At 60.1% G+C, this 26,764-nt stretch carries 20 protein-coding genes; 12 read left to right on the forward strand and 8 right to left on the reverse strand.

Features of this window, described 5'->3' with window-relative positions:
• Positions 1-38: 38 nt before the first annotated feature.
• The 3 genes from AC1DXO_RS24935 to AC1DXO_RS24945 all read right to left on the reverse strand — a co-directional run bounded on the left by AC1DXO_RS24935 (position 39) and on the right by AC1DXO_RS24945 (position 2,372).
• Positions 39-1,268, reverse strand: a complete 1,230-nt coding sequence (locus tag AC1DXO_RS24935; RefSeq protein WP_476980923.1) for a glycosyltransferase family protein — start codon at positions 1,266-1,268, stop codon at positions 39-41.
• Positions 1,269-1,295: 27 nt separating this feature from the next.
• On the reverse strand, positions 1,296-2,114 hold the full coding sequence (locus tag AC1DXO_RS24940) for a hypothetical protein (protein WP_476980924.1): 819 nt from the start codon (positions 2,112-2,114) through the stop codon (positions 1,296-1,298).
• A gap of 117 nt (positions 2,115-2,231) precedes the next feature.
• Entirely contained in the window at positions 2,232-2,372 is a 141-nt protein-coding gene (locus AC1DXO_RS24945; RefSeq protein WP_476980925.1) for a hypothetical protein, read from the reverse strand.
• On the opposite strand from AC1DXO_RS24945, the gene AC1DXO_RS24950 reads away from it, so the two are divergent.
• The 5 genes from AC1DXO_RS24950 (at position 2,371) to AC1DXO_RS24970 (ending at position 11,874) form a co-directional block, all read left to right on the forward strand.
• On the forward strand, positions 2,371-3,444 hold the full coding sequence (locus AC1DXO_RS24950) for a GSCFA domain-containing protein (RefSeq protein ID WP_476980926.1): 1,074 nt from the start codon (positions 2,371-2,373) through the stop codon (positions 3,442-3,444). The genes AC1DXO_RS24945 and AC1DXO_RS24950 overlap by 2 nt on opposite strands.
• A gap of 11 nt (positions 3,445-3,455) precedes the next feature.
• Complete coding sequence (locus tag AC1DXO_RS24955; RefSeq protein ID WP_476980927.1) at positions 3,456-4,265, forward strand: hypothetical protein; 810 nt, start codon at positions 3,456-3,458, stop codon at positions 4,263-4,265.
• Between the two features lie 125 nt (positions 4,266-4,390).
• Positions 4,391-5,179 carry an ABC transporter permease gene (locus tag AC1DXO_RS24960; RefSeq protein ID WP_476980928.1) on the forward strand — a complete coding sequence of 263 codons (789 nt, stop codon included), beginning with the start codon at positions 4,391-4,393 and terminating at the stop codon, positions 5,177-5,179.
• An 11-nt stretch (positions 5,180-5,190) separates the two neighbouring features.
• On the forward strand, positions 5,191-5,952 hold the full coding sequence (locus AC1DXO_RS24965) for an ABC transporter ATP-binding protein (RefSeq protein ID WP_476980929.1): 762 nt from the start codon (positions 5,191-5,193) through the stop codon (positions 5,950-5,952).
• A 171-nt stretch (positions 5,953-6,123) separates the two neighbouring features.
• Entirely contained in the window at positions 6,124-11,874 is a 5,751-nt protein-coding gene (locus AC1DXO_RS24970; RefSeq protein WP_476980930.1) for a glycosyltransferase, read from the forward strand.
• A gap of 159 nt (positions 11,875-12,033) precedes the next feature.
• On the opposite strand, the gene xylA is transcribed toward AC1DXO_RS24970, so the two are convergent.
• From xylA to AC1DXO_RS24990, 4 genes are all read right to left on the reverse strand, one after another.
• A complete protein-coding gene (gene xylA / locus AC1DXO_RS24975) occupies positions 12,034-13,353 on the reverse strand; it encodes a xylose isomerase (RefSeq protein WP_476980931.1) in 1,320 nt (439 codons plus the stop codon).
• A gap of 3 nt (positions 13,354-13,356) precedes the next feature.
• The gene (xylB, locus tag AC1DXO_RS24980) at positions 13,357-14,808 is read right to left on the reverse strand and encodes a xylulokinase (RefSeq protein WP_476980932.1); all 1,452 of its coding nucleotides are present in this window, start codon (positions 14,806-14,808) and stop codon (positions 13,357-13,359) included.
• 520 nt (positions 14,809-15,328) lie between these two features.
• The gene (locus tag AC1DXO_RS24985) at positions 15,329-15,775 is read right to left on the reverse strand and encodes a hypothetical protein (RefSeq protein ID WP_476980933.1); all 447 of its coding nucleotides are present in this window, start codon (positions 15,773-15,775) and stop codon (positions 15,329-15,331) included.
• Positions 15,776-16,179: 404 nt separating this feature from the next.
• On the reverse strand, positions 16,180-16,956 hold the full coding sequence (locus AC1DXO_RS24990; protein ID WP_476980934.1) for a cyclic nucleotide-binding domain-containing protein: 777 nt from the start codon (positions 16,954-16,956) through the stop codon (positions 16,180-16,182).
• 310 nt (positions 16,957-17,266) lie between these two features.
• Between AC1DXO_RS24990 and AC1DXO_RS24995 the strand changes: the two genes are divergently transcribed.
• Entirely contained in the window at positions 17,267-17,803 is a 537-nt protein-coding gene (locus tag AC1DXO_RS24995; protein WP_476980935.1) for a hypothetical protein, read from the forward strand.
• A 26-nt stretch (positions 17,804-17,829) separates the two neighbouring features.
• Here AC1DXO_RS24995 and AC1DXO_RS25000 read toward each other — a convergent pair whose 3' ends face one another.
• Positions 17,830-19,170, reverse strand: coding sequence for a glycosyltransferase family 2 protein (locus tag AC1DXO_RS25000; protein ID WP_476980936.1), 1,341 nt, complete (start codon positions 19,168-19,170; stop codon positions 17,830-17,832).
• 49 nt (positions 19,171-19,219) lie between these two features.
• Here AC1DXO_RS25000 and AC1DXO_RS25005 point away from each other — a divergent pair, with 49 nt between their 5' ends.
• From AC1DXO_RS25005 to AC1DXO_RS25030, 6 genes are all read left to right on the forward strand, one after another.
• Positions 19,220-20,362: a glycosyltransferase gene (locus AC1DXO_RS25005; RefSeq protein WP_476980937.1), complete on the forward strand. Its 1,143-nt coding sequence runs from the start codon at positions 19,220-19,222 to the stop codon at positions 20,360-20,362.
• 69 nt (positions 20,363-20,431) lie between these two features.
• Positions 20,432-20,845: a DUF6165 family protein gene (locus AC1DXO_RS25010; RefSeq protein WP_476980938.1), complete on the forward strand. Its 414-nt coding sequence runs from the start codon at positions 20,432-20,434 to the stop codon at positions 20,843-20,845.
• A gap of 28 nt (positions 20,846-20,873) precedes the next feature.
• A complete protein-coding gene (locus AC1DXO_RS25015; protein WP_476980939.1) occupies positions 20,874-22,193 on the forward strand; it encodes a hypothetical protein in 1,320 nt (439 codons plus the stop codon).
• Positions 22,194-22,206: 13 nt separating this feature from the next.
• A complete protein-coding gene (locus AC1DXO_RS25020; RefSeq protein WP_476980940.1) occupies positions 22,207-23,469 on the forward strand; it encodes a hypothetical protein in 1,263 nt (420 codons plus the stop codon).
• A gap of 80 nt (positions 23,470-23,549) precedes the next feature.
• Positions 23,550-24,728 (forward strand): hypothetical protein, encoded by a 1,179-nt coding sequence (locus tag AC1DXO_RS25025; protein WP_476980941.1) that lies wholly within the window; start codon positions 23,550-23,552, stop codon positions 24,726-24,728.
• 6 nt (positions 24,729-24,734) lie between these two features.
• Positions 24,735-26,741: a hypothetical protein gene (locus AC1DXO_RS25030; protein ID WP_476980942.1), complete on the forward strand. Its 2,007-nt coding sequence runs from the start codon at positions 24,735-24,737 to the stop codon at positions 26,739-26,741.
• Positions 26,742-26,764: the final 23 nt, after the last annotated feature.

Genomic DNA, 26,764 nt, shown 5'->3' on the forward strand with positions numbered 1-26,764 from the left:
AACAGGTGAGGCGCCAGACAGCAGGCATTCCGGCTCGGCTATGCCTTTAACCCTATCAGGGTCGACTTGTACCCGGCCTTGATGACCGGGCGCAGGACGAACACTGCCTGCAACACTTCGGACATGTCGAAGGGCTCGAAGTGGCACCGTACCTTCCGGTCGTCCGTATGGCACAGCACAGGCTCGAGATTATGTCCGGACTGTTCGTCCGGCGTATCGAGCAACAGATAAAGGTGCCCACTGGCCGTTTCGACCTCATCGGTAAAGGTCAGGTCGAACTGGCTCACGCCCTGCCGCAACAGCGAGGTGACATTGATAAGCGTGATAGAATCCGAAACGACCAGCCTCGGATGGGCGGCAAAATCGAGCAGATCGGCCAGGCTCCGGGCATGGTCAGTCGCCGACGCCGCGATCTGCACTGTTACCTTGTCGCCAAAAACGCTGGGCGCAACACGGAAGGCGTTCATATGGGCAAAGCCTGAGACAATCTCATGGCCTTCCAACCACGAGCCGTATTCCTGTGGCGTCAGGAAATCAAAAATCTGGAGGATCTTGTCCTCATTTCGCTCGACCGGCGACGAATAGTAGCCCCAACCCAGTTGCCCCGTCGTCCGCACATATTGCAATGTGTAAAAGCGGGCACGATTGACAGCGGTGCGCGGCGTGCGAAATGCCGTCAGGTGCGCTGTGCGGATCACCGGCTGCACATGAAGCCGGCTCCAGTCGGCCACGCCGCAGCGCTCACGCTCTTCGTCGGTCAGGACAAGCCACAGATAGGCGCAGTGCTCCAGAGGATCATCGAAGTGAATCGCCTTGAAGACGCAACACTGCTTAGGCGTATCGGTCAGGTCGCTGGCCAGGCGCTGTGAACCTGCACTGAGCAGATAGGGAAATTCCATTTCCACAACAGCCTTGTCCGAGGCCAGGAATGTGGCATAGGCCGCATCATCCCACTCGAAAATCTCGTCAGCGTCGATGCGAACGATAATGTCGCCGTCGCACTGGCTGTAACCAAACGACCGCTTGTGTAATTCGTCGTCCCAGATGCCGCTGAAATAGCGCACCTTGTCACCGAATAAGGCCAGGATATCGTGCGTCTTTTGCCACGATCTCGCGGGATCCAACCCTGCCTTCTCGAAGAAGGGCGCCACCCAGGCATAGGCGCCATCGACAAAGACAAGTTCATCGACTCGATCAATGACGGATTCGATGGCCGCCTGCAGGAAGTCGTCATCGCAGTGGGCGATCATATAGGCGCTGGTTTTCATGCGGCGGACTTTGTTACTTGAACCGTATTATTTGGGCAGTTTGAAAGGCTTGAAGGGCCTGCCGTAACCGGCGCAAAGATGCAAGAACAAATATCCAGCCAGGGCTTCGTAAACCGGATCCTGGAAGTGCGGCCAGTCGTCGGTGCCCTTGCCCCAGGCCTCGCCCATCTGCAGCGGCGGCAGGATAATCAGGTCTTCGAACATGGCCAGCTGGCTGATCTTCTGAAAGAAGTCCTGGGCGTCGCGCGTGCGGCGCAAATTATCGGTGCTGGAAAACCAGTGGTAGCACATATAGACGATCTTCGCGTCGGGTTGCAGCTTGCGCAGCCATTTGTAGATGCGCAGATTGTTCTTGGCAGACTGAACGCCCGACAGGTAATCGTAGGTGTAATCGAATTCTTCCAGAAGCGCCTTTTCGTTTTCGAACGAGCCGAAGTTGAAGAAGACCGGCGAGTCGCCATAGACTGGATGGTTCTTCCACACAGCCAGTTTCGACGCCAGGTCCATGAAGTTGTCCATCAGGATGACATCGAACTTCGTCGTTTGCAGTTCTTCGATAAAGTTGCGTCCGGAAGCTTCCTTCAAGGGCAGCAGGTCGTGATAACCCAGGCCCTCGATATACTGGTTGAGGATATATTTGCGCGCCTCGGCTTCGTGCTCGGGCTTGAACACGAACTTGGCCATCAGTTCATCGAACGGAATCTGCGGCGCCGACTTGTCGACGAAATATTTGAGAAAGGCATCGCTGCGATTGTGGTGAACGCTCAGCAACTGCTCAAACCCAAACCGCTGCATCCGCGCGATAGTGATGTTCGACAGGCACGAGCCGAAGGCGGCAATCTTCATAAACAATTCCGAGGGTACGGTGCGCGGTCCCCATGGCTCAGGTCCATGTCCGGCCACCGCGTCCGGAAATATGTCGGCTGCATAAGACGTCAGCCGGCCTTTGCAAGTCAAGAGTCTTTACAACAGGCTTTTTTTGAAAAAGGGCTGACTCTTCGGATTTGGCGTTTTAAAGTGGTTGCGCTGCAGCGACGCGACGGGAAAGCGGCGGTATTCCCGCCGGCGTCTAAGCGGTACGCCCATCTTGTCGGGAGCCATCATGTCCAATCCCTATAGTTCGCTGGAAGGCAGGGCCTTCTGGCGTTCGGCCATCGCCGATCGTAACGCGCTCGAAATCGAGGAACTGTACAGGTCGAAACTGACGCTGCATCCGGAGGACAAGGTCCTGACTGCCGGTTCATGTTTTGCCCAGCACATCGGAAAGGCGTTGAAAAAGAATGGCTACAACTGGTTCGATGCCGAGCCGGGGCCCGACATCCTGGCGGCTACACCCGAGCTGAAAAAAAAATACGGTTACGGCGTCTTCTCCTTTCGCACCGGCAATATCTACACGACCGCCCTGCTGGCACAATGGATCGATTGGGCATTCGGCCACGCCTCGCCCTCCGATGAATACTGGGAACAGAAGGGCCGAATCTACGACCCGTTTCGCCCTGCGATCGAACCCAACGGCTTTGCCAGCGTCGAGGAGATGCGCGCCGCCCGTGAGGTTACGCTGAAGACCATCCGCACTGCCCTCAGCGATGCCAAGCTATTCGTCTTCACGCTGGGCCTGACCGAAGGCTGGGTGAACACGCGAACCGGCCACGTTTATCCCATGTGCCCGGGCACCCTGGCCGGTGAGTTCGATGCGTCGCAGCACAGTTTCAGAAACTTCCGCTATCCGGAGATTCATGCCGCCCTGAAACGGGTCATAGAATTCACTCGCAGCCTCAATCCAGACCTGCAATTCCTGCTCACCGTGTCGCCCGTGCCGCTGACCGCCACGGCCAGCGGCAATCACGTCCTGCCGGCGACGACCTATTCCAAATCGACCCTGCGCGCCGTCGCCGGCGACCTGGCCGACGAATTCACCTTTGTCGATTATTTCCCGTCCTACGAAATCATCACCGCCCCAACCTTCCGCGGCATGTTCTACCTGCCCAATCAGCGCGAAGTGTCGATCAAGGGCGTGGACTTCGTCATGACGCATGTCTTCGCCGGGCTCAATGCGACGCCGTCCGCCAGGCCGGCCCAACCGGCTCCCAAACCCGCGACACCTGCGCCCGAATCGCCTGAAAATGAAACAGACGTGACGTGCGAAGAAGCCATGCTGGAAGCCTTCGGAAGATAAGAACGAAATCAATGAAAGTTTGTATTGTCGGCAATTCGCATTGCACGGCGCTGTACGGCGCGCTGAACCGGGGTTGGAAGGACGATACGATCGCCTTCGACTATTACGTCATTCCGGGGCGCACGGCACCGCACCTGGTCTATGATGGCGAAACCTTTGGCGCCCGGCCGTTCAGCCGCCTCCAACCCGACGGCACGCCCTTCCCCAGCCCCGTCCGCAGTTCCATCGGCGAGCGCCTCGACCTGACAGCGTTCGACGCCCTGATCATCAGCGCCATCAACTTCTCGGCGCCCAGCAATGAAAACCTGGCCTCGGGCGATCACGTCCTGGGTTCGGTCGGCTGCTTCGACTGGCTGACCGACGCGACTGAGTCCACCCTTACGGCCATTTCGCGCGCCTTCCTGCTCGATATCCTGCTGAAACGGCAACAGGAGCACGGGGCAATCAGGTTCTGTTCCGACATCGCCGGCCGCTTTAAAGGTAAGGTCTTACTTCAGGTGGCCCCGCCACCGTCGGCCCGGGTCAATGACGATGAATCCTGGCAGTTGAAGACGCTTTACGGTGACCGTGTCAATGCCGTCTATTCCGATTTCTACAAACTTTGCGAAGACGCGTCCGATCTGTTCATCAGGGATCTCGACCTCGACATCGAGCTGGTCCGCGCCCCGGACAGCGTGCTTGATGACGGCTTTCTGAAGCCTGAACTCGGTTCGAACAACGACGTCTGGCATGCCAATATGCGGTATGGTGAGCGCGTCCTGGAACAGATGGCGACCCGGCTGAAGACGGTCTCGCAGAGCGACGCCCGAACGGGAACATGATAATTCTTTTGCACCTGCGAACCATTGATCTGAACTTCCAGATGGTTTAACAGTGAGCCCCCCGCAGGTAAATTTGTGTGTGCTTGCAACAGTTTGGCCATTTCGGCCGACAGACTAGGCGGTATATGTACAAGAAAGCTTTCAGTGATCTGACCCGTGGTCTGGCGCTTTACCGGGTGTGGATCTATCAGGCCTGGCACGAAATGTCGGCCAAATACAAGCGCACCCTGCTCGGGCCTTTCTGGATGGCGGCATCGACCCTGGTCACCGCCATGTGTCTGACACTGGTCTGGGGAATTTTGGCCAACCGCCTCGATCACCTGGGTGAGCTTCTCCCCTACGTCCTGGGCGGCATGATTTGCTACAATCTGGCCGGCTTCATGCTGAGTGACGGTCCTGGCCTTTTTGTCGGTTTCGCCGGCATGATCCGCAACCACGCCAATCCATACAGCTATTATGTGCTCGAGTCGGTGTGCAAGGCGATCCTCACCTTCGCGCACAATGTCGTCGTCTATTATGTCGTTTGCGCCTGCCTGGGCGCCCTGACCATCCCACACTGGTCCTTCGTCCTGGCCCTGCCGATCGTTATCGTCAGCATGTACACCTGGGGCACGGTCATTTCGCTGATTTCCGCGCGCTTCCGCGACTTGCAGCTTCTTCTGCCCTATATCGGTCAGCTCCTGTTCTTCCTGTCACCGGTCATGTGGCGCGTGGTCGACATGGCGAAAGGCCGCGCCCTTTGGGCACAGTTCAACCCGCTTTACGGCCTGCTTGAGGTCGTTCGCTCACCATTGCTGGGCCAGATGGCGCCGGCCCACGCGTGGGGCCTGGCCATCGGTACGTCCGTCGCCGGGATTATTGCCTGGCTTGCCGTCTATCCGCCCTTGCGCAAGCGCATTCCGTTCTGGGTGTAGGAGTTTAAGCCATGTCCGACGTCATCTCACTCAGCGGAGTCGAGCTTTCCTACCCGGTCTACTCGATCCGCGCCCACTCCCTGCGTAACACCATTGCCAATATGGCGATCGGCGGCAAGCTGCTGAAGGACGGCCAGGACATCGTGCATGTCAAGGCGCTTGACGGTGTCAGCTTCTCCCTGCAGGAAGGCGACCGGATGGGCATTATCGGCCACAATGGTGCCGGCAAGACCACCTTGCTCAAGGTTCTGGCTGGGATTTACGAGCCTGATCGCGGATTGGTCGAGGTGACGGGCCGTATCTCATCGATGATCGACATCGGCCTCGGCCTCGATGCCGCGCTCACCGGTCGCGAAAACGTGCTCAGCATGGGCCGGATGCGCGGTTTTGGTACCAAGGTCGTCGTCGGCAAGATGCCGGAAATCATCGATTTTTCCGAACTCGGCGCCTATATCGACCTGCCCGTCAAGACCTACAGCGCCGGCATGATGGCCCGCCTGGTCTTCGCGGTGGCGACCACGCTCGACCCCGATGTTCTGCTCCTCGATGAGTGGATCGGCGCAGGCGATGCCGGTTTCCATCAAAAGGCCAAGGAGCGCATGGACGAAATTCTCGAAAAATCTCGCGTTATGGTTTTAGCGACGCACAATTTAGGTCTGATTAAATCCGTTTGTAACAAGGTTCTGGTATTGGACGGCGGCCGCCAGACCTATTTCGGCGATTGTGACGGGTGGGATTTGCACAACAATGCGCCCGCTGCCCTGAGCGCCTGAACGCCACCACGTTCAGATAACGCTACTGCTTTCCACCGGTAATCCGGGGCCGGTGGAAAGCAAAAAACAATGACAAATTTGTGGCTTTTGCACGTGACATGTCGAGCAAAATTCTGTTTGTATAGGCGTGCAATTACGTTGCCATGCAGCATGGCGCACGGTTAGGACCTGATGACTCTTGGATTTACCCTGTCCGGTACGGCGCTGACAGTCACCGGACTGAAAAACGACCCTCAGGTCCGGCTGACTCTTGACGGCCTTCCCATAGATCCCGAAAGCTTGTCCTGGAAGGGCAACAGCGTCAGCTTGATCCTGCCTTTCGGCGTCTTTGATGCCCGCTCCCATCGCGTCACAGTCACCTATGCGACCGGGCCGGCTTCCAAGAAAGTCATCAAGACCGAATCCTTTACCCATACCTCCGTCTATGAAGGCGAACTGCTGCGCGCCGACGATCACGTCGCCGGGTGGATCTCCGATGTCACGCGGCCGGGCTTCGCTGTCGAAGTTGATATCGACTTCGACGGCGAGATCATACGGACGCTTCGGGCCGACGCCGCCCATGATTTTGGCAGCACGGGCGCTTTCAGCTTCGCCAACCCGGCAAACGGCAATGAGACACGATTGCTGGGCGTGCGCATCCGCGGCACCGACTATTATCCTATTGGCAAGCAATTGATTCGCCTGTCGGCGGTAGGACTGATCGCCGCCCTCGACGGCGCCATGCCCGGCGGCGAAAAGGCCCGTGCACTCGACGCCTTCAAGCGCCAGTTCCTGATCAATATGGCGCGCCATCGCGAGCCCGTCGCCTTTCCGCACGTCTGGACGGCCAGCCTGCCGTGCCATGGTCATACCATCAACCAGGGCGTCGACGTCATCATTCCGGTCTATCGCGGGCTGGAAGAAACCATGGACTGCATCGACTCGGTGCTGCGTGCCGAAGTCAAAACCCCTTACAATCTCATCGTCATCAACGATGCCAGCCCCGATCCCGCCCTCGTCAAGGCCTTGAAGGCCCACGCCGCAAAGCACGACTACCGCCTGCTCGACAATGCCGAGAACCTGGGCTTCGTCGCCACGGTCAACCGCGGTATGTCGCTAAACGACGACAACGACGTGGTCCTGCTCAATTCCGATACAGTTGTCGGCGACCACTGGCTGGACCGGCTGGTCCGTGCAGCCTACTCGGCGCCCAATATCGCCAGCGCCACGCCGCTGTCGAACAACGCCACAATCCTGACCCTGCCCGAACTGGGTGAATATGCCGAACTGCCGTACGGCCTCGACATGGCCGGCATCAACGCGTTGTGCGCCCGCGAAAACGACGGCGTCACGGTCGACCTGCCGACGGCGCACGGCTTTTGCATGTTTATCCGCCGCGCCGCCCTGCGTGAGGTCGGCCTGTTCGACGCCCAGACGTTCGGCAAGGGCTATGGCGAGGAGAACGATTTCTCCCTGCGCGCCGCCACCCGCGGCTGGCGCAATATTGCCGCCTGTGACGCGTTCGTCGAACACAAGGGCGGTGTTTCCTTCGACAACAAGCTGGAAAAGGTCGCGGTCGCCATCCGCGTGCTGAACGAGCGCTACCCGGACTATCACGGCCAGATCCACAACTTCCTCGATACGGATCCAATGGCGCCGGTCCGTAACCGCCTGCAGATCTCGCTATGGCGCGACCGCCCGATTGCGGTCTTCATCTCGCTGGCATCCGGCGGCGGCGTCGACACCAATATCGAATTCCTGGCTGAAAAGCTGAAGGGCGAAGGCTATCATGTCCTGATCGCCCGCAATGCCAGTAACGGTTCGCGCTTTGGTTATGCCCTGACAGAATGGGGTAGTACCAACCGTACCCTGTATCCCAAGGCCGGCGGTCTCGACGCCCTGTGCGCCGATCTGCTGATCCTGACACCGCGCTTCATCCACCTGCATCACCTGATCGACGTGGAAGACGGCATGGACCGCTTCCTGAAAGGTGCGGGCATTCCTTATTTCGTTACCCTGCACGACTTTTTCTATGCCTGCCCGCGTGTTACGCTGCTCGATGACGGCGGCGAATATTGCGACCTGCCTGATTTTTCCGCCTGCAATACCTGCCTGAAGCGTGGCGGAGCGCATTCGCACTTGCATGGCGACTACCGCGCCGTCTGGCAGGACATTGTCCGCTGGCGCGACAAGTGGCACGACCTGCTGAAACAGGCCGACGGACTGTTCGCGCCATCCCAGGCCACGGCCGATCTTTATCACCGGGTCTTCGCCGGGCTGACCATCGATGTTCGATCGCATCTCGGCGGCGCCACGCCCACCGTGGAATCGCAGCCGATCACCGCGCCGGCAAAGATCAAGATTGCCCTGCTGGGCGCACTTGGCCCGCATAAGGGATCGGCTGAAATCGTCGCCCTGTTGCGTTGGGCAGAAAAGCGGGAACCGGACCTGGCATTCGCCCTGATCGGCTATTCCGATCGCAACGACCAGATGCTGTCCTTTCCCAATCTGCGCGATTTCGGACCCTATACGCCGGAAACCCTTGAGGAAAAGGTCCGCGAATCCGGCGCCCAGGTGGCGCTCTTTCTCAGCCCGTGGCCTGAAACCTACGCCTATACCCTGTCCGAAGCCCTCACCATCGGCCTGACCCCGGTCGCCTACGACCTGGGCGCGCCCGGTGGACGGCTCACGGCCCTGGGCGTCGGCCAACTGGTCCCGCCCGATGCTTCGCATGCCCAGATCATCAAGGCCATCCGCGCCGCCGCCGCGACGAAAATTACACCCAAGACCTACAGCGAAGGCGAGTACGCCTCGCTGATCGACGACTATTATCAACTCGACCGCGTCCACGACGACCGCCGCGTTCCGTGCCTTCTCCTGCCGCAGACCGAAGGTCTGCACGACGACGCCTGGGCCACACGCAACATTGTTCTGCGCTTCGGTGTCCGCAACGAGGTCAACCGCCTGAAGCTCGACCTCTATGTGCCCGAAAGCTTTGGGCCGCAGCAGGCGCGCGTGCTGATCAATGGCGAAGACTACGGCATGGCCGATTTGACGCCCGGCCGGTCGGCCCAGCGCCTCGACCTCGCCACCCGGCCGATGAAGGGCCTGATCAAGGTCGAGGTCGCCTTCAGCTTCGAGCACCACCTGCCGCAGCCCGACGAACGCATGGGCGCGGCGAAACTGGGCGCCGCCAGTTTCGAATTCAGCACCGAGCCGGTCGCCATACCGGTTCCCTCGCCGATCAGCGTCCGTGTGCGGCCCTCGCCCGACATGCGTATCGAAGACCTCACGGCGATGGACGAGACCGGCAAGCTGGAAAGCCTGTATCGCGACGTCACCAGCTACGCTCTGTTCAGCAAGAAGCCCGGCCTGCTCGAAGGCCCGGTCAGCCTGGCGCGCGACCTGTTATGGTCGGCGCGCATCGCCCGCCGTCAGGGTGCAAAGACCGCGGTCAAGTCGTTCCTGGCCATGCGCGGCCTGCGCAAATCGTCCTTCGATGACACCTTCTACCGCATGCAACTGGCCGGCAAGCCGCGCGAGGGCATGGATCCCGTCAACCACTATGTCGTGTTCGGCGCCAAGGAAGGTTTCGATCCGGCCCCCGGCTTCTCGTCGAGCTTCTATCTCAAGGCGCATGAAGACCTGGCGCGGACCGGCGTCAATCCCTTCTTCCATTACCTGCGCCACGGTACGCGCGAAGCCCGTCGCATCGAGCCGTCAGGCCGTATCGGCCTCTTCCTGCACAGCCGTATGGGACAAGGCGATAGTAACGGTGTTGACAGTTCCCTGGGGCTGTCCCACACGCTACTTCTCGGCAATGCCGGCACAGGTTCCGTTGGAGCGGGCGCCGATACCGGCTGGCCCAAGCGTGACCGCCCGGGCGATGCCGACCGGCTGACGATTCACGAACGCCGCGCCAATGACGACATTCTCGACGTCGCCTATATGGGGCAGACCTTCCTCGAACAGTACGGCCTGCTGGGCAAGGCGCCGAAATGGGAAGCTGCCGTCCAGGCCATCAACGCCCTGCCGCGCCCCTCCATGTCGGTAGCTCCGGCCGTCTCGGTCATTATCCCTGTCTATGGTCAGTTGGCCTACACACTGAACTGCCTGCACAGCCTGGTACGGCAAAATGCCAGCCATAGATTCGAGATCGTAATCGGCGACGACGCCTCACCCGATGACAGTGAACGCTGGTTGAGCCAGGTCCGCGACGTCCGCTATTTCCGTTACCCCGCCAATGAAGGCTTTATCGCCACCTGCAACAAAACGGCCGCCGAAGCAAACGGCAAATATCTCGTTTTCCTGAACAACGACACCCGCGTCGCCGATTCCTGGCTCGACAGCCTGGTCGACACCTTCAATCACTTCCCGAAAGTAGGAATGGTTGGCTCCAAGTTGTTCTACCCGGACGGCAGCCTCCAGGAGGCTGGCGGCATTGTCTGGCGCGATGGTTCGGCGTGGAACTATGGCCGTCATGACGACCCCAACCGCCCGGCCTATTCCTACGCCCGTGCGGTCGACTACGTTTCGGGTGCGTCCTTCATGATTCGCCACGACCTGTGGACGAAGCTGGAAGGCTTCGACGACCACTACAAACCAGCCTATTACGAAGACACCGACCTGGCCTTCCGCATACGCAGTCTGGGTCACAGCGTCATCATGCAGCCCCTGTCCAAGGTCGTGCATTACGAGGGCAAGACGTCGGGCACCGATACGGCGGAAGGCGCCAAGGCCTATCAGGTGCTCAACAAGGAGAAGTTCTTCGAGCGCTGGCGCGAGACACTCAGCAGCCACCGCGAAAACGGCGACAAGCCCTCGCTGGAACGTGATCGCGCCGTGACCAAACGCGTCCTGATCGTCGACGCCTGCAACCCGACCCCATCCCAGGACGCCGGTTCCAAGGCGACCGTCGACCTGATCCGCTACTATCAGACGCTGGGCTATCACGTCTCCTTCGTGCCGGAGGACAATTTCCTGTATCAGTGCACCGAGGTCGGCGCGCTCCAGGCCATGGGCGTCGAATGTTTCTACGCCCCGTTCGAACGCTCCATGACCGAACTGCTGCGCGGCAACGGCGCACTGTATGACGTGGTCCAGGTGATCCGCGCCAATGTCGGCTTCAAGAATCTCGAACTGATCCGCAAATACGCCCCCCAGGCCAAGGTCATTTATCTCAACGCTGACCTGCACTTCCTGCGCATGCAGCGCCAGGCCGGGATCGAGAACAATGACGGCCTGCGCGAAGAGGCTGAAGCCATGAAGGTCAAGGAGCTGAAGCTGGCGGCCGATTGCGACATCACCCTCGTCCATTCCGACGTCGAACGCGACATTCTCAACGACGAGGTGCCCGATGCCAAGGTCGCCGTCCTGCCGCTGATCGAGGAGATTGTCGACGCCGACGTCTCCCACGCTTCGCGCAAGGATGTGATGTTCCTCGGCGGCTACAACCATCCACCCAATGTCGATGCGGCCAACTTCCTGCTCGATCAGGTCTGGCCGCGCCTGTCGGCCGAACTGCCCGAGGCAAGGCTGCTGCTGGTCGGCGCCAATCCGCCGCCGGAGTTGCTGGCCCGCGCGTCGGATCGCGTCCTGGTGACCGGCCAGGTCAAAGACCTGGCGCCGTGGTTCGGGCGCTCGCGTCTGTTCCTGGCCTCATTGCGCTATGGTGCTGGACTGAAAGGCAAGGTTCTGTCGGCCATGGCGCACGGCGTACCGGTCATTGCCACCGATATTGCCGCGGAGGGCCTGGAGGTCGAGAACGGCACGTCGATCTTTATCGCCAATACGGCGGACGAGATCGTGGCCAAAACCACAGAACTCTATGGTCAAAGCGGTCGCGAATGGAACCGCCATTCCATGCACGCCCAGGACTATATCCAGGCCCACCACGGCTTCCAAACGGCGTTCGAAGTCTTGAAGCGCGTGTTGGAAGACTAGAGCGCAATCCGATAAAGTGGCTGCCACTTTTCGGTTAAATTGCGCGACAAAACAAAAAGTTAGAGCGAAATGACAATTCTATCTAAAGTCATTTCGCTCTAACGCAAAAAAGGACGGTGACGAAACCGCCACCGTCCCTGTTTTCTCACACGCGCAATATCAGCTGGCGTTGACCACGATATTTTCGAGATATTCCTGGCGGCCCGACTTGCCGACCGGCGCCAGATTCTCCGCCACCGCATAGTCGGCCATGTCGGCCAGTGACGCCTGACCGGCCAGCATTTTCTGGCCCATGCCCGCCTTCCAGCCGGCATAACGCGTATCGACAAAGCCCTGCAGCTCGCCGTCTTCTATCAGCTTCGCCGCATTGATCAGTCCGCGTGCCAGGACGTCGATCCCGCCGACGTGGGCGTAGAACAGATCCGCCGCATCGATCGACTGGCGCCGTACCTTGGAGTCGAAGTTGAACCCGCCGGTTGTGAACCCGCCGCCACGCAGCAGCTCATAGATGGCCATGGTGATTTCCATGACATTGTTGGGGAACTGGTCGGTGTCCCAGCCGTTCTGGTGGTCGCCGCGATTGATATCGATCGAACCCATAATGCCCAAAGCCACTGCGGTCGCGATCTCGTGCTCGAAGCTGTTGCCAGCCAGGGTGGCGTGGTTGGCCTCGATATTGACCTTGACCTCGTTTTCCAGGCCGTAATTCTTCAGGAAGCCGAACACCGTCGCCGTATCGCGGTCATACTGATGCTTGGTCGGCTCGTGCGGCTTGGGCTCGATCAGGATGGTGCCATTGAAACCGATCTTGTGCTTGTGCTCGACCACCATGTTGAGGAACCGCCCCAGTTGGTCCAGCTCCTGCTTCAGATTGGTGTTGAGGATGGTGTCATAGCCTTCGCGGCCGCCCCACAGCACATAGTTGGAACCGCCAAGCTTATGCGTTGCCTCCAGCATTTCGCGCACCTGCAATGACGCCCACGCCACCACGTCCGGATCGGGATTGGTCGCGCCGCCGGCCATGTAACGCTTGTTGGAGAACAGATTGGCCGTCCCCCACAACAGCTTCACGCCCGTGCGTTCCTGATGTCCGGCCAGCACATCGACGATCTTGGCCAGATTGGCCTTGTGCTCGGCCGGGGTCGCGGCGTCGGCCATGGCGTCGACATCGTGGAAGCAGTAGAACGGGGTATCCAGCTTGGTGAAGAAGTCAAAGGCGTTTTGAGCCTTCAGTTCGGCCAGGGCCTGGGTTACCGGCGTGCCGGGTTTCCACGGCCGGTCGAAGGTCCCGGCGCCGAAGATGTCGTTACCCGGCCAGGCAAAGGTGTGCCAGTAACAGACAGCGATGCGCAGATGTTCGGCCAGGGTCTTTCCCATGACCACGCGTGACTTGTCGTAATGCTTGTAGGCCAGCGGGTTGCGCGACTGCGGTCCTTCATAGGTGATGGTCGGCAAGGCATCGAAATAAGAGGTCGTCATCAGTTAGTCCTTAAACAGGGGCTTCAGGGTCTGGTACAGGCGTTGGAAAGGGGCGCGCTTGGCATCAAGGCTGTCGCAGAGCTGGCGGTCCGGTTCGATTACGTGGCGGATCGGCGGCGCCGTACACACCTCGGCGACCGTGTCGGCCCCAAGACTCAATCGCGCCAGCCTTGCCGCACCATAGGATGGGCCAAAATCCGCGCCCTCGCGGTAGATCAGCGGCTTGCCCAGGGCCGAGGCCAGGGTGCGTCCCCAGAAGGCCGAACGCGCGCCGCCACCGATGACCGTAATACTGTCGAAATGCGTCCCGGCATCGCTTAGCACGTCCAGACCGTCGGCCAGGGCCAGGGCCACGCCCTGCAAGGTTGCCAGGCCGAGGGCGAGCGGGTCGGTGCCGGGGTTCAACCCGAAATAGACGCCTTTTGCATAGGGATCGTTGTGCGGGGTCCGCTCGCCGGTCAGGTACGGCAGGAACAATTCGGACGTATCGGTCTTTCCCGAAGCCTCGATGGCCTGCAGCATCTCCTCGACGCCGTCCGCCCGGGTCAGTTGCGCCACCCAGTCGAGGCAGGACGCCGCGTTCAGCATCACCGACATCTGGTGCCAACGTTCGGGCACGGCATGGCAAAAGGCGTGGACCGTTCCGGCGACATTGGGCCGGAACTGTTCAGTGGCGGCAAACAGCACACCTGAGGTTCCGAGTGACAGCAGGGCATCGCCATCATGAATGACGCCGACGCCAACCGCCCCGGCCGCATTATCGCCGCCACCGGCACAGACCGACACGCGTTGCATGCCCCAGGCCTCGGCCAGTTCATCGCGCAGGATACCCGTCGGCTCCAGCCCTTCGCACAAACGCGGCATATGGCTTTGCGTCAGCTCGCACGCCGTCAGCATGGCATCCGACCATTGCCGTTTGGCGACATCGACCCACAGTGTCCCCGAAGCATCCGACAGATCGGTCGCCGCCTCACCCGTCATCCGCAACCGGATATAGTCCTTCGGCAGCAAAACCAGGTCCAGCGCATCCCAGATCTCGGGTTCGTGCGCCCGCACCCACAGCAGCTTGGGCGCTGTAAAGCCCGGCATGATCAGGTTGCCGGTTATTTCATGCGTCGCCGGCTCGCGCCGCAACAGTTCGTCGCATTCTGCCTCGCAGCGCCCGTCATTCCATAGAATCGCCGGGCGGATGACCTTGCGCGCCCTATTCAACAGGACCGCGCCGTGCATCTGGCCTGACAGCCCGATCGCCCTAACCTGCGCCCGTGCGGCAGACTCCAGCTGGCTGACCGCGCTGTTGGTTGCCGCCCACCAATCCGATGGATCCTGTTCCGACCACAGTGGATGCGGCCGTGACAGCCCGAGCGGCGCCCGCGCCTCGCTTACGACGCTACCGGCGTCATTGACGATGACCGCCTTGATGCCCGACGTGCCGACGTCAATGCCCAGATACATCTGTTTTCCCTCCGGCGGCACACGGGATCTCTGCCCCAATGCGACCGCGCACCTGTCGTTTTCGCCGTGTATGGCGATAATACTGTGAAGACGACCTTAGTCGTGAACGCGCAAAACCCTTACCACCAGCACCCGTTCAGGCGCCAGTCCTGGCTGCATGTTCGATTTCCGATTGGCATTTTTATGTTATCGCTACCATGGATTCATCACACTTTTTAAAAATTCCGTCAACCTGATTTTTCCGATTCAAATATCGCGAATATTTCTTATTTTGATTTGCCTTATCCGCACCCCCTTGCCAGGCGCGACTTATCGCCCGTCGCCGCCTCGAACAAAGGTTCAAACCCCGCATGTGATTTTCCATTCACGTACCACCCGACTTTTATCCATCGGGACATGACGACCCGGCGAAGCGGCCTGATCGCCTGGGACGGCGCCCCGCTGGTGGTCAGCCACAACGAAGCCTTCGGCTTCACTTGGCGCTTCGCGCGCCTTATGGCGGTCCGAAGCGACGTTTTACCTACTTGCCGTCGAAATCACCGTCATACAGATATTGAGCCGTCTCGATGGTGACATAGTGCAGCAGGTGCCTGGCTGAATCCGTCTTGAACGAGAATTCGATGAAGTCTGCATTGCCGGCGGCATCCATATACAAATTGGTGACCTTGAACTTGCTGGTGTCGGCATTGTTCACGCCGTAGGTCCCGGTCAGAGCGACGACCCCGGTCATGGCCGAATCCGCCTGGCCGGAAATGGCGCAGGTCGCGCCGTCGACGGTTATCGTCCATGTCCCGTCAAAATAGTCCGGCCGGCCGCTGTCGCGCACATCTTCGCGCTTGTCGACCTTGAAACGGCCATGATGTTCTCCGGCCACCTTTTCGCACGATGCGAAGGCCATGACGGGTGAAACAAGGCAGGCAGCGGCGAGACCTGCACAAAAGATTCGGGCTGAAAATACCGTGGACACGTGTTGAACTCCCTGGAGGCGGTTTTTCACAACGATGTCACAGTTATGGGGCGTTCGGCAGGGCCAACGGCCAAATGAAAACGTATTCATTTATCTCGGGCGGCTGCCTAAGCCATCTATGCGAAATCCGCATTAACTGCGAACAAGCTCCGGGGAAAATTTTAGGCCGGCCGATTGACGTTTGTCGTGCGCGCGAATGCAAATCCCGCACGCCCATTTGACAGCGGTCAATGTGCCAAATCAGGGCTGTGCTAACTTCAATCTCGTCGAAACATTGTCCTGTCCCGATCCCTCACCCCAAGACAGGGCAGAAATCGATCCCGATTGCGCGTAATGGAATCAGGATTGGAACGGCGGCGCAGAGTATGTGCGCCGCCGGTCCATTTTTTCATCTCAACATCACATTATTCGAAAAAGATTTTGCCATCGCGCCCATTCGGCGGCCACATCTCCCGCTCCGCCTTGCCGCTCAGGTGATCCAGCGGCGGCAGGTGATTGTCGATAAAAGGCGACGGCTTGGCCATGCGCCGCAGCGCGACCATCATGGTCAATTCAACCTCATTACCATGCACCACGACGCCATAATCACCAAGCGTCGCAAAAGCGCGCGAGAGATTTTCCGGAGTCATCCCCAGAAGCGACGCCAATATACGCTTTTCGTGTGGCAGTTGCAGCTTCAGACTGCCGTTCTGTTGCACCTGGAGCGTCAGCAGGTAGTTAGCCAACCGTTCGGACGCGTTGCGCAGCTTCATATTCTTGAGCTGGCGGACCATGGCGCGGTTCCACCCTGCCAATTCCTCGGCGACACAGACCGCGAATAAGCCGTCCTCGCGCATGGCGCGGCGAAAGCTGTCGGCGGACAGCATTAGAATTTCCGACCGTTCCAACGTCCGGGCCGACATCAGTGCCGGTGCATTCAACACGACGGACGACAGTATCAACATCGATAAAGGGCGCACGACCGCCACCGTCGTTTCCTTGTCGTTCCACGATCCTTGGATCTCGATGATGCCGTCCATCAGGATATAGAGAAAATCGACCGTATCGCCTTCGTTTAGCAGTGTGGTTCCGGCAGGAAATTTCTGCATGAAGGCGCCGGACGTCAGTCGATCGAAATGGGCAGGCTCGATGTGCTCGAACAACCGCAAGCCGCGTATTCGGTCGACATCGCTGTCTCTCATGGCCGGCCCTCGCCCATACTGGTTGCAGCGACCGTGAACTGCCTCAAGTATGAAGTCAAGGTTGTGGCAAGCCCATCGGCACAACGCTACATGGAGACGCGATGCATAGCTGCAGACGATTGTAATTGACGCATATCAAGCGGCGTACGCACAATTGGTAACCCTTAAGCGGATGATTTTTATACGAAAACATATATGCTTTCATTGAGAGAAACCTCTGACAGCAACTCTTTCCGCAAGCTCAATTCACGATGCATTTTGAAATACCTGACATTGTAAATATTATCCAAGCTATTCGCTGGAGCGCGAAATGACCGGCCCGACCTCGCCGGGCCCGGAAACCTTGCTGCAACAGATTCAGGATTCCCCTCTCGACTGGTTCGCCAACGAGCTTGTACGCTTGCGCGCCTGTGCCACCAACCTGACGTTTGTCGCCGATGCGCCGGCCTACAAGGTCGACGCCATGGCGCAGGTTATTCAGGAACTGCGTATCGACCTGCCACGCCTCCTTGCCTGCGAAGGCACAGCCGTGCTGCCGATCCTGCGCCTTGCCGCACACCGCGATGACGATATCGAAACGGCGGACCGCATACTGACGACCAATCATCGAATTCTATCCGGCAATATCCGCCAGATTCTGGTCCGTCTTGAAGCCTTCAGGATCGCCGAAGCGCCGCTCAATTCCGATCGGCGTCTGGTCGAAAGCCTGTACGACCTGGCAGCACGCCTGCGCAGCCACCTTGCCCTCACTGCGGCCGTTATCCTGCCGATCGCTCGGCTGCGTTTCAAGCCGGCAGATCTTGAGCTGCTGGCCTCTGAACTGGGCAATCAACCGGGTGTCGTTTGAAACGCCAATAGATACAAGCCGCGGCGCTATATCCCGGCGCCCGTGTCGGTATCGCGCCTTAGACTCGGCGGGTAAAACACCGAATGCCGCGTCAAGTCGCCATAGCGCTCGTAGAACGCTGCCAGTTCGGCCTCACGCCGCGCCACCTCGCCCTGACTGTCGTCGCGCTTGCGCGTCCGGCCCTCCTTATGAATCAATGTTGCCTGCGGCACATAGATGATCTTCAGCCCCCGCGCCCGGACCTTCAGGCATAGGTCGACATCGTTCAGCGTCACGGCAAACGCCTCTTCGTCGAACCCACCCAGACTGTCGAACAGGGACTTGGCGATCATCAGGCAGGCACCCGTCACAGCGTCGACCTCACTCGCCGTGCCGATCCGCGGACAGTTGCTCCACGTCTCGCGCGCCAGCCCGCGCCACGGATGGCCCGGCCCCGGCACCAGATTGACCGCCACGCCGGCGTGCTGCAGATCGCCTGACGGATAGATCAGCCGCGCGCCCACCACACCGACGTCCGGCCGGGCGGCAAAGTCCAGCATGGCGCCCAGCCACTGTCCGTCCATCGCCTCGATATCGTCATTGAGGAACAGCAGGGTCGGATAGCGTGCCCGCCTTGCCCCGAGATTGCACAGCTCGGAAAAGTTGAACGGCGCGTCGTGGCGCAGAATTCGCACGTCCGGCCGGAAAGACAGCTGCGCCAGATAGGCGATCATCGCCGGATCGGTCGCGCCGTTATCGACGACAATCAATTCCCTGGTCACCGGCGCCATGTCCAGCGACGACACGCAGGCAGACAGCAAATGCAACTGAACCTTCGTCGGAATGATGATTGACACGCCAGCATGTAGGTCCGCCGCACCGGGCAGTTCGGCCGCCTTGTCGTCATGATGCGATACATGCGAGGTCGGCGATGCCACTGCCTCACCCACCCGCGCGCCGACAATGCCTTGCGGCGCCGGGCGCAACAGCCGTCCCGCCACGGCCAGCCATTCGCCTGGCGGCCGCCGCAACATCGACACTGCCTTGGTCAGCAGGAAGCCAGCCCGTGCCACAACCCCCATCCGGATCAGCTCGACCTGGGCCGCATAAGCTCCCGGCGCTGACAGAAAGCGCAGATAAAAATCGTAGCGTCCGGGCCTGATGAACAGAATGATCTCTTCGCCATCGCGTACATAGACGAGACTGCGCCGTTTGGTTGCTGTCTCGACCATCTCGATCTCGACACCAATGCCCTGGGCGCGCAGGCGATATTGGCCGCTCAACGCCACCGCGGCATGGTGCGCTTCGGCATAGGGCTCGGTCAGGCGAACGCCCTCGGCCATCGGCTCGGCGCCGGCAAGACCGCGCAGTTCGCTTAACAGATTCATGCCCGGCCTCCCGCTTCCATCTTGGTGCAATGGCCCTATAGTAGGCAAGATGAAATCCCTGATCGCCGCCCTGCACCAGCACGTTTTCCGCTTGAAATACGCCTTGCGCGCACGAAACTGGCGCGGGAACCACCCCATGGCCGCGCCAACGCCACCCCGTTTCCTTGTTTCCGGCTTTATCAACGAGGCTTTCGGCATCGGTCGCGCCGCCCGCCTGACCATCGATGCCCTGCGCGCCCGTGGCCACGCGGTAATGTCGCACGACCTGCGCCCGGCACAGCGTGGCCTGCTCACCCGCGCACCCGCGCCCATACCGGTCGGCGACAGCAATATCTGGCTAATCCACGCCAATCCGCCCGAGGCTCGGATTGCGCTGTTTGCCCATGACGAAGCACAATGGCGCGATCTGTACCGCATCGGCTACTGGGCCTGGGAAAGCGACCTCGCCCCCACTGGCTGGCTCGATGTCGCTCAACATTTTCACGAAATCTGGGTGCCCAGCGCCTTTGTCCGCGCCGCATTTGCCCGCGCCTTCGCTGAAAACAACCTGTCCTTACAGACCGCAAAACTGAAGATCGTCCCCCACCCGGTTGCCGTTCCAGCCATTGTTGAGACCCGTTTCGAGCGCGGCCGGGTCCGCGTACTGACCATGTATGATCCAAAGAGCGGTCTCGATCGCAAGAATCCTGCCGGCGCCATTTCGGCCTGGATCGAGGCCTTTCCCAATCCTTCCGAAAATGCGGAATTGATCGTCAAGTCCTTGTTGGACAACGCCTCGCTAAATACACTGGCGGGGAATCGGCCGGATATCGTCTTCGTGTCCCAGACCCTCAGTGACGCCGATCAGCAGATTCTGCTCCAGAGCTGCGATATCCTGTTGTCGCTGCATCGTGCCGAAGGGTTTGGCCTGCCCCTGGCAGAGGCCATGGCCGCCGGACTGGCCGTTATCGCCACCGAAGGCACAGGCAATGGCGACTTCATGACTGTGGATAACTCAATCTTGATTCCGGGCCACCCGGTGCCGGCGTCAATCATGTACAACGGTCCGCACGCCCAATGGATGGAACCCGATATCGCCCTGGCTGCCCAGGCTTTGCGCCTTCTGGTCCACGACGCGGTCCGGCGTCATGCCCTGGGCGATCGCGCCCACGCGGACATGCGCCAGGCTTATAAACAGTGGCGCTTCGACTGAGACTTGCACTCACGGATAGGGTTTTCTATAGGTTTTGTATCGCACCTGCACAGAACTGGATATTTCGACATGTCGAGCCCCTCCGCCACTGAAATGCTGACCCCGGTTTCGATCGGCGAGATTGCCGACAAGATCACAATCCTGCGTATCAAGTCCGAACGGATCAAGGACCCGGCCAAGCTGGTCAATATTCACGCCGAACTGAACGCCCTGAACGCTGTGTTCACGCAGCATTTCCCTGTGCTGGCAGCGGAAGTCACAGACGCCATCGCCCAGCTTCAGGCAGTCAACGAGAAGTTATGGGTGATCGAGGACGATATTCGTGACTGCGAACGGGCCAAGGACTTCGGCGATACCTTTGTCCAGCTGGCGCGGGCCGTCTATTTTACCAATGATGAGCGCGCACATCTTAAAAAGGTGATCAACCTGGCCCTGGGCTCCGCCTATGTCGAGGAAAAGTCCTACGCCGACTACACGGCGTAATTCACTGACGCGCGCTCAAGGATCAATGATGTCGGAACGATATGCGCCAAATACCGATACGGGGCGTGGAATCTGCCTCTTCGACGGCGACGACATCAGGCTGATTGTTCAGGACAACAAGTCGGATGTTGTCTTTGTCACGTTTACACCGCGGCCGGCGCTCGAGAAGAACGGCAGCTTCAGCAGGCTGGGTTTTGCCCAGCGCCTGGTCGAGCGCCGCAAATATTCCGGTGTCTATTTCATTTCCAAGTGGCCCCATTGGTGGCAGTCGCCGGAATTGCCAGTCGTCGAGGCGATTGTCCGCGACCTGCCGTTCCTGAAAAATGCCAAGCGCCGCCTGTGTTACGGCGGTTCAATGGGCGGATTCGGCGTATTGCTGAGCGCGTCGCGTATCGGCTGCGAACGCGGTCTGGTCGTGGCACCACAGGTGTCGATGGACCCGGCCCTGGTGCCGTTCGAGAACCGGTGGAACGAAGATCTGGAAGCCATCCAGTTTATCGAGCCCGATTCGCGCACCGGCATCGGCGCCAACTGTCAGTATTACGTGCTGTACGATGAGTTTCACAAGCTGGACAGGCAGCATGTCGACATGCTGGAAGGCTATCCCCAAGTCGAGTTTCTGAGCGTGCCTTATGGCGGGCACAATATCCTCGAATTCATGTTGAAAATCGGTGTCCTGAAAGACTTTGTCCGCGACGTCACCATGGACAACCTTCATTTCGACCAGGTGCTGCGGAGCATTCGCGGCGTCCGCCGAAATTACACGCAATATTATGAGAAGATGTACCTGTACGCCTTCGAGAAGGACAAGAAGGCGAGTTGCGGCCTGATTGCCAAACACTGGTTCCAATTCGATCCGGCATCACTGCACGCCTTCAAGCGCTATACCAAGTTTCTCGCCGAAGGCCGTGAAAAGGACAGCGAGGACGACGAAAAAATCCGCTTCGAAGCCCTGGTCGAGACGTCAAAAATCTATGTCCGGACGGGTGCCGACAGGGTTTTCGGTCTGCAGCAGCAGCGTCTTGGACTCTACAGCCTGGGCCGTTATGCCGAAGCCCTGGAAGTCGCGCTGGAAGTCTGCACCCTGCAGGACAGCATCTTCAACAATTGGCGCTGGGCCTATGCCTGCATGAACCGTCTTCGCCAGTATCAGGATATTATCGACAGTTGCCGGACGCATTTTGACAGTTTCCGCACCGAAATCCGCTTCCTTCGCGCCTATTTTGAAGCCCTGGTCGCGGCAAAATCGGTCGACGAAGCGACACGAATCGGCAAACTTGTGCTGGCCCACCCGCAGGTCAGTTTCGAGGACAAGGAGCGGGTGGAAACTGCCCGCGAGTTGATGTAGGTTCGGCCGCGTCATGACTGTTAAACCCGCCGGCATCGGCAAGGTAATATTCGAAGGGGAAGATCTGCGCCTGGTCATTAATGACCTGGGCAGTGACGCCGTCCTGCTCACCTATACGGCGCGTCCCGAAAAAGGCCGGCCGCAGGGCAGTTTTGCCAAGCCCTTCGCCGACAAGCGCGGTATTTCCGGAATCTACATAGTGTCGAAATGGGCGCATTGGTGGCAAACGCCCGAAATGCCGATCGTTGAAGCGCTGATACGCGACAGCGGCCTGATCGATAACGCGCCGCACAGCCTGGCCTATGGTGGCAGCATGGGCGGCTTCGGCGTCCTGCTAAGCGCGGGAAGGCTGGGTTGCAAATATGGACTGGTTTCGGGACCCCAGATCACCTTCGCACCGGAGATCGTCGACTATCCCAACCGCTATGCCCCCGATACCGACCCGTTGACCTTTGTCGAACCCGACGCCCGGGCAGGTATTTCGCCGCATTGCCGCTATGTTGTCCTGTACGATCCGCTGGACAGTTTCGACCGGCGCCAGGTCTCGCTGCTGGAAAGCTTTCCCAGCGTCGACTACCTGCCGGTCCCCTTGTCCAGCCACAGCCCGCTGAAACTGCTTAACGAGGCCGGGGTGCTGGAAGACCTCGTTGTCGATTCGCTGCGCGGAACCGCCGACATCAAATCCCTGCGCCGCCATCTGCGAACGGCCAAGCGCGACTGTCCCTTGTATCTGGCAACTCTGGGGACGATTGCGCGCCGGCGCAACCATCCACCCGTGGAGCTTTGGGCGGCGCGGCGGGCACACGAGATCGAACCCCTGTCAGTACCGGTATTTCAAAGGCTGGCCCGTATTTTACGCGAAACACGCAATTTCGCCGAGCTGGAAACGGCAGCGCGCGCCTTTATGGCAACGGAGCCCGAAGATGGAGCGGGGACGGAAAACCTGTTGATCGCGCTCTACAGCCAGATGAAGCTGGAAGAGGCCGCTCAGTTCGGACGGCCGTTGTGCGAACGCAATCCCGAGCGTTACGAGCTGTGGAAATGGCTCTTCGCAGCCCTGACCCGCCTGCACCGGTTCAGCGAAATCGCCGACGACTGCCGGCGTCACTTCGACAGCTTCAACGGTGACATGGGCTTTCTGCGCAACTGTGCCGAGGCCCTGATCGCGACCGGCCGGCGCGACGAATCCGAACAACTGATCGCCAGGATGAGCGACCATCGCGACTTCAACGGCGAGGATCGTGAGCTCATCGAAAAGCTTCGGGCCGTAGCCTGAGCGAAATAGCACGTTCCATATTGCCGCTCCGCACATAATCTCTATAACCATGAAACTATAGATATTTTTTGCGAGCCTGCATGTTTACGCGCATTGTGACGCTGGCGAACCGTCAGCGGGTGTTTCAGGAGGAAACCGAGGGCTATTTCCTCGATTTTGTGCCGCGCGGACCCAGGCTGGTTGTCGTTTTCGAAGCCGCCGGCGCCGTGCTCGATCGTCCGGATGGCGACCGGCTGGGCTGGGGCCATGACTGGATCATCAACCAGGGCCACTCGATGATCTCGGTCAAGCCGAAAAAGGTCGAATGGTATCGCGGCGCCGATCTGCACCGGCTGTTCCGTGACCCGGAATTCATCGCCTTCTGCACAAAATATGAGCGTGTCCTGTTCTATGGCGGATCAATGGGCGGCTATGCCGCCCTCGCCCTGGCCCAGGCCATCCCGGGCGCCTATGTCCTGGCGCACGGTCCGCAATCGACCCTGGCCGCCGATCTGGTGCCGTGGGAGAGGCGCTTCCTGGAAGGCCGGTTGGCTGACTGGAGCGGCGATTTCCGTGATGGCGCCGATACGCCGAAAACAGCCGGCAAGATCTACATCACCTACGACCCCTTCCACAAATACGACACCTGGCATGCCAAACGCATCCAGGGGCCCAATGTCTTCCACCTGCGCTCGCCCTTCGCCGGTCACGTGCCGCAGGTTTTCCTGACCAAGCTCGGCGTTTTCAAGGACGTCTTCATCCATGCCATGGCGGGCGATGAGCGCTTTTATGCCGGCCTGATCCGCGACCGCCGGCGGCTGGGCGACTATCTCGCGACCATGGGTGGCCGGGCGCGTAACCCCGAGCTGAAGCAGAACCTCTATACGCGCGCCCTCGAACTCGATCCCGGCAACATTCCGGCCCTGCACGACCTGATCCTGGCCAGGTCGAAGGCCGGCGATCACGAGATCGTTGCCGACTACTATGCGCGCGTCGCCCACCTCAAGGGCATCAACCAGAGCTACCTGCTGCCGATAAAGGTCTATTCCGGCCTCAGCCTGCTGGCCCTGGGCCGCGACGACGAAGCTCGGCAGGTCGTCGACGACGTCTGGCAGACCAAAAGCGAGAGTCCCGACCTGTTCCGGCAATTGCTTAAGCTGTGCCGCGGCCTGGCGGACAAGGGCATGGACATGGGTGAAATCACGACCCACACCGAGGCGCGCATCACCTACCTCGCATCGATCCGGGGCGGTGTGGTCGCTGAGAAAATGCTGGGTTAAACACGGATGACAGCCGGTACCGAACAGATCGCCTTCGATGGTGAGGATATCCGTCTGGTCCTGAGCGACCAGGGCGGCGATATCTGCCTGCTGACCTATACGCCCCGGCCGGTCAATGCCCGACTCCAGCAGGGTTTTGCCAAAAAGTTCGCTGACAGCCGGGGCGTGTCCGGCGCCTATCTCATTTCCCGGCGCGCCCACTGGTGGCAGTCACCGGAACTGGCCGTGGTCGAGGATCTGGTCCGCGACTGGCCGGTGTTTCGCCAGGCACGGCACCGCCTCGCCTATGGCGGCAGCATGGGCGGCTTCGGTGTCCTGCTGAGCGCGGGACGCATCGGGTGCGAACGGGCGCTGGTCTCGTCGCCCCAGACGACCTTCGACCCGGCCTATGTCACCTACCCCAACCGCTATGCCCGTGACACCGACGGCCTGGCCTTCAGCGAGCCGCACGCCTGGACGGGGGTGCGTGACACCTGTCACTATACGGTGCTCTATGACCCCCTCGACAGTTTCGACCGGCGTCAGGTGGCCCTGCTGGAACCGTTCGCCATGATTGATTATCTGCCGGTCACCTTTTCCAGCCACAGTCCGCTGAAGCTGCTGCAACAGGCGGGCGTGCTCGAAGACATAATCTTCGCCATGGCGCGCGGCCGATTCGATCTTGCCGAAGCACGCCGCAGCCTGCACGATAAAAAGCGGCATTGCTCGCTCTACTACGCCACCCTGGCCGCCAAAGCGATGGAGACACGACGCATGAACCTGGCCCTGTGGTCCGCTGAACAGGCCTTTATCCTCGAGCCCGAATCCCTGCTCGTCTTCCGCACCCTGGCCAAGCTGCTGCGCGACAGCCAGGACCATGCCGGACTGATCCGCGCAGCCCACACCTTTATCGAGGCCGGCGGCGACGTCAGGGCGGGCAAAGGCCAATGGCTGGCCGGGCTTTACGGTGCCCAGGATTACGAGGCCGCCCTGGATCTGGCGCGGGAAATGGCCACGGCACCGGACGGTGACGCGGAAGATCACCGCTGGATCGTGCTCATCCTGCAAAAGCTGGATCGCCCCGACGAAGCCGCGGCGGCAGCGCAGGCGGGGCTGCAGGCATTTCCCGGCAATGGGCGGCTGGCTACCCTACTGTTCGATACGCTGTTCGCCCAGCGTGACTACGCAGCCGCCATGGATATCGCGGTGGAGATCGGCACACTAACCGATATTGCCGCTGCCGAACGGGCGCGCATTGCCGAGCTGGTTGCCAATCCACGCCTCTCGGCGATCATGAAGCGGCGTCAGGAGGCTTTGCGCGCTGAATGGTTCGAGGCCGGCAACCTTATAAAGGCTCTGGCCGTGGCCGAGGCGCTGGCCGCCCGCCCGGATGCCGATGAAGAAGACATTGCCTGGGTGTCGGCGATACTGCATCAGCTGGGCCGCTCGGAAGAAGGTCTGGCGCGAGCCCAGGCAGGACTGGCGGAGGCACCGAACGAAATCCGCCTCCTGGTTGCGCAGTTCGATAACCTTTACGCCATGGGGCGTTACACCGAGGCCCGGGAGATCGGCGAACGGGTGGTGGGTCATCCCGAAGCTACCGCCAGCGAACGCTGGCGTACCGAAAAGCTGATGAGCCCGGAGGGGGTCAGGTCGACGATAGACCGCCAGCGGGCGGCCCTGTTCACCGCCCTGCAGTTCGATGAGGCCCTGGCCCTGTCACAGCGTGTTGCCAATGAACCCGACGCAACGGCCGACGACAAGATGTGGGTCGGCCGTCTTCTGCATCGCTTGAAACGCTATGACGAAGCCGTGACAGCCATGCGGGCAGCGCTGTTGGCCCACCCGGGTCATTTGCAACTGATGCGGACCCTGTTCGACAACCTGTTTGCCCGGCTCGATTTTGCCGCCGCCAAGGGACTGCTGATCGACATGCTGGCGCATCCCGATCTGGCGGAAGCCGACCACAGCCGGCTGGTCGGTTTGTTGGAAACACCCCGCCTGGCCAATGTCGTTCCGGCGAGCTGGGCTTGATTGGCAAGGAAGTCCGTTGCGGT

The sequence above is a fragment of the Asticcacaulis sp. P2_C5 genome (assembly GCF_056404555.1).

Coding starts and splice junctions, on each gene's coding strand:
- AC1DXO_RS24935 (WP_476980923.1), bottom strand. CDS start 1,268: ATGAAAACCAGCGCCTATATGATCGCCCACTGCGATGACGACTTCCTG.
- AC1DXO_RS24940 (WP_476980924.1), bottom strand. CDS start 2,114: ATGAAGATTGCCGCCTTCGGCTCGTGCCTGTCGAACATCACTATCGCG.
- AC1DXO_RS24950 (WP_476980926.1), top strand. CDS start 2,371: ATGTCCAATCCCTATAGTTCGCTGGAAGGCAGGGCCTTCTGGCGTTCG.
- AC1DXO_RS24945 (WP_476980925.1), bottom strand. CDS start 2,372: ATGATGGCTCCCGACAAGATGGGCGTACCGCTTAGACGCCGGCGGGAA.
- AC1DXO_RS24955 (WP_476980927.1), top strand. CDS start 3,456: ATGAAAGTTTGTATTGTCGGCAATTCGCATTGCACGGCGCTGTACGGC.
- AC1DXO_RS24960 (WP_476980928.1), top strand. CDS start 4,391: ATGTACAAGAAAGCTTTCAGTGATCTGACCCGTGGTCTGGCGCTTTAC.
- AC1DXO_RS24965 (WP_476980929.1), top strand. CDS start 5,191: ATGTCCGACGTCATCTCACTCAGCGGAGTCGAGCTTTCCTACCCGGTC.
- AC1DXO_RS24970 (WP_476980930.1), top strand. CDS start 6,124: ATGACTCTTGGATTTACCCTGTCCGGTACGGCGCTGACAGTCACCGGA.
- xylA (WP_476980931.1), bottom strand. CDS start 13,353: ATGACGACCTCTTATTTCGATGCCTTGCCGACCATCACCTATGAAGGA.
- xylB (WP_476980932.1), bottom strand. CDS start 14,808: ATGTATCTGGGCATTGACGTCGGCACGTCGGGCATCAAGGCGGTCATC.
- AC1DXO_RS24990 (WP_476980934.1), bottom strand. CDS start 16,956: ATGAGAGACAGCGATGTCGACCGAATACGCGGCTTGCGGTTGTTCGAG.
- AC1DXO_RS24995 (WP_476980935.1), top strand. CDS start 17,267: ATGACCGGCCCGACCTCGCCGGGCCCGGAAACCTTGCTGCAACAGATT.
- AC1DXO_RS25000 (WP_476980936.1), bottom strand. CDS start 19,170: ATGAATCTGTTAAGCGAACTGCGCGGTCTTGCCGGCGCCGAGCCGATG.
- AC1DXO_RS25005 (WP_476980937.1), top strand. CDS start 19,220: ATGAAATCCCTGATCGCCGCCCTGCACCAGCACGTTTTCCGCTTGAAA.
- AC1DXO_RS25010 (WP_476980938.1), top strand. CDS start 20,432: ATGTCGAGCCCCTCCGCCACTGAAATGCTGACCCCGGTTTCGATCGGC.
- AC1DXO_RS25015 (WP_476980939.1), top strand. CDS start 20,874: ATGTCGGAACGATATGCGCCAAATACCGATACGGGGCGTGGAATCTGC.
- AC1DXO_RS25020 (WP_476980940.1), top strand. CDS start 22,207: ATGACTGTTAAACCCGCCGGCATCGGCAAGGTAATATTCGAAGGGGAA.
- AC1DXO_RS25025 (WP_476980941.1), top strand. CDS start 23,550: ATGTTTACGCGCATTGTGACGCTGGCGAACCGTCAGCGGGTGTTTCAG.
- AC1DXO_RS25030 (WP_476980942.1), top strand. CDS start 24,735: ATGACAGCCGGTACCGAACAGATCGCCTTCGATGGTGAGGATATCCGT.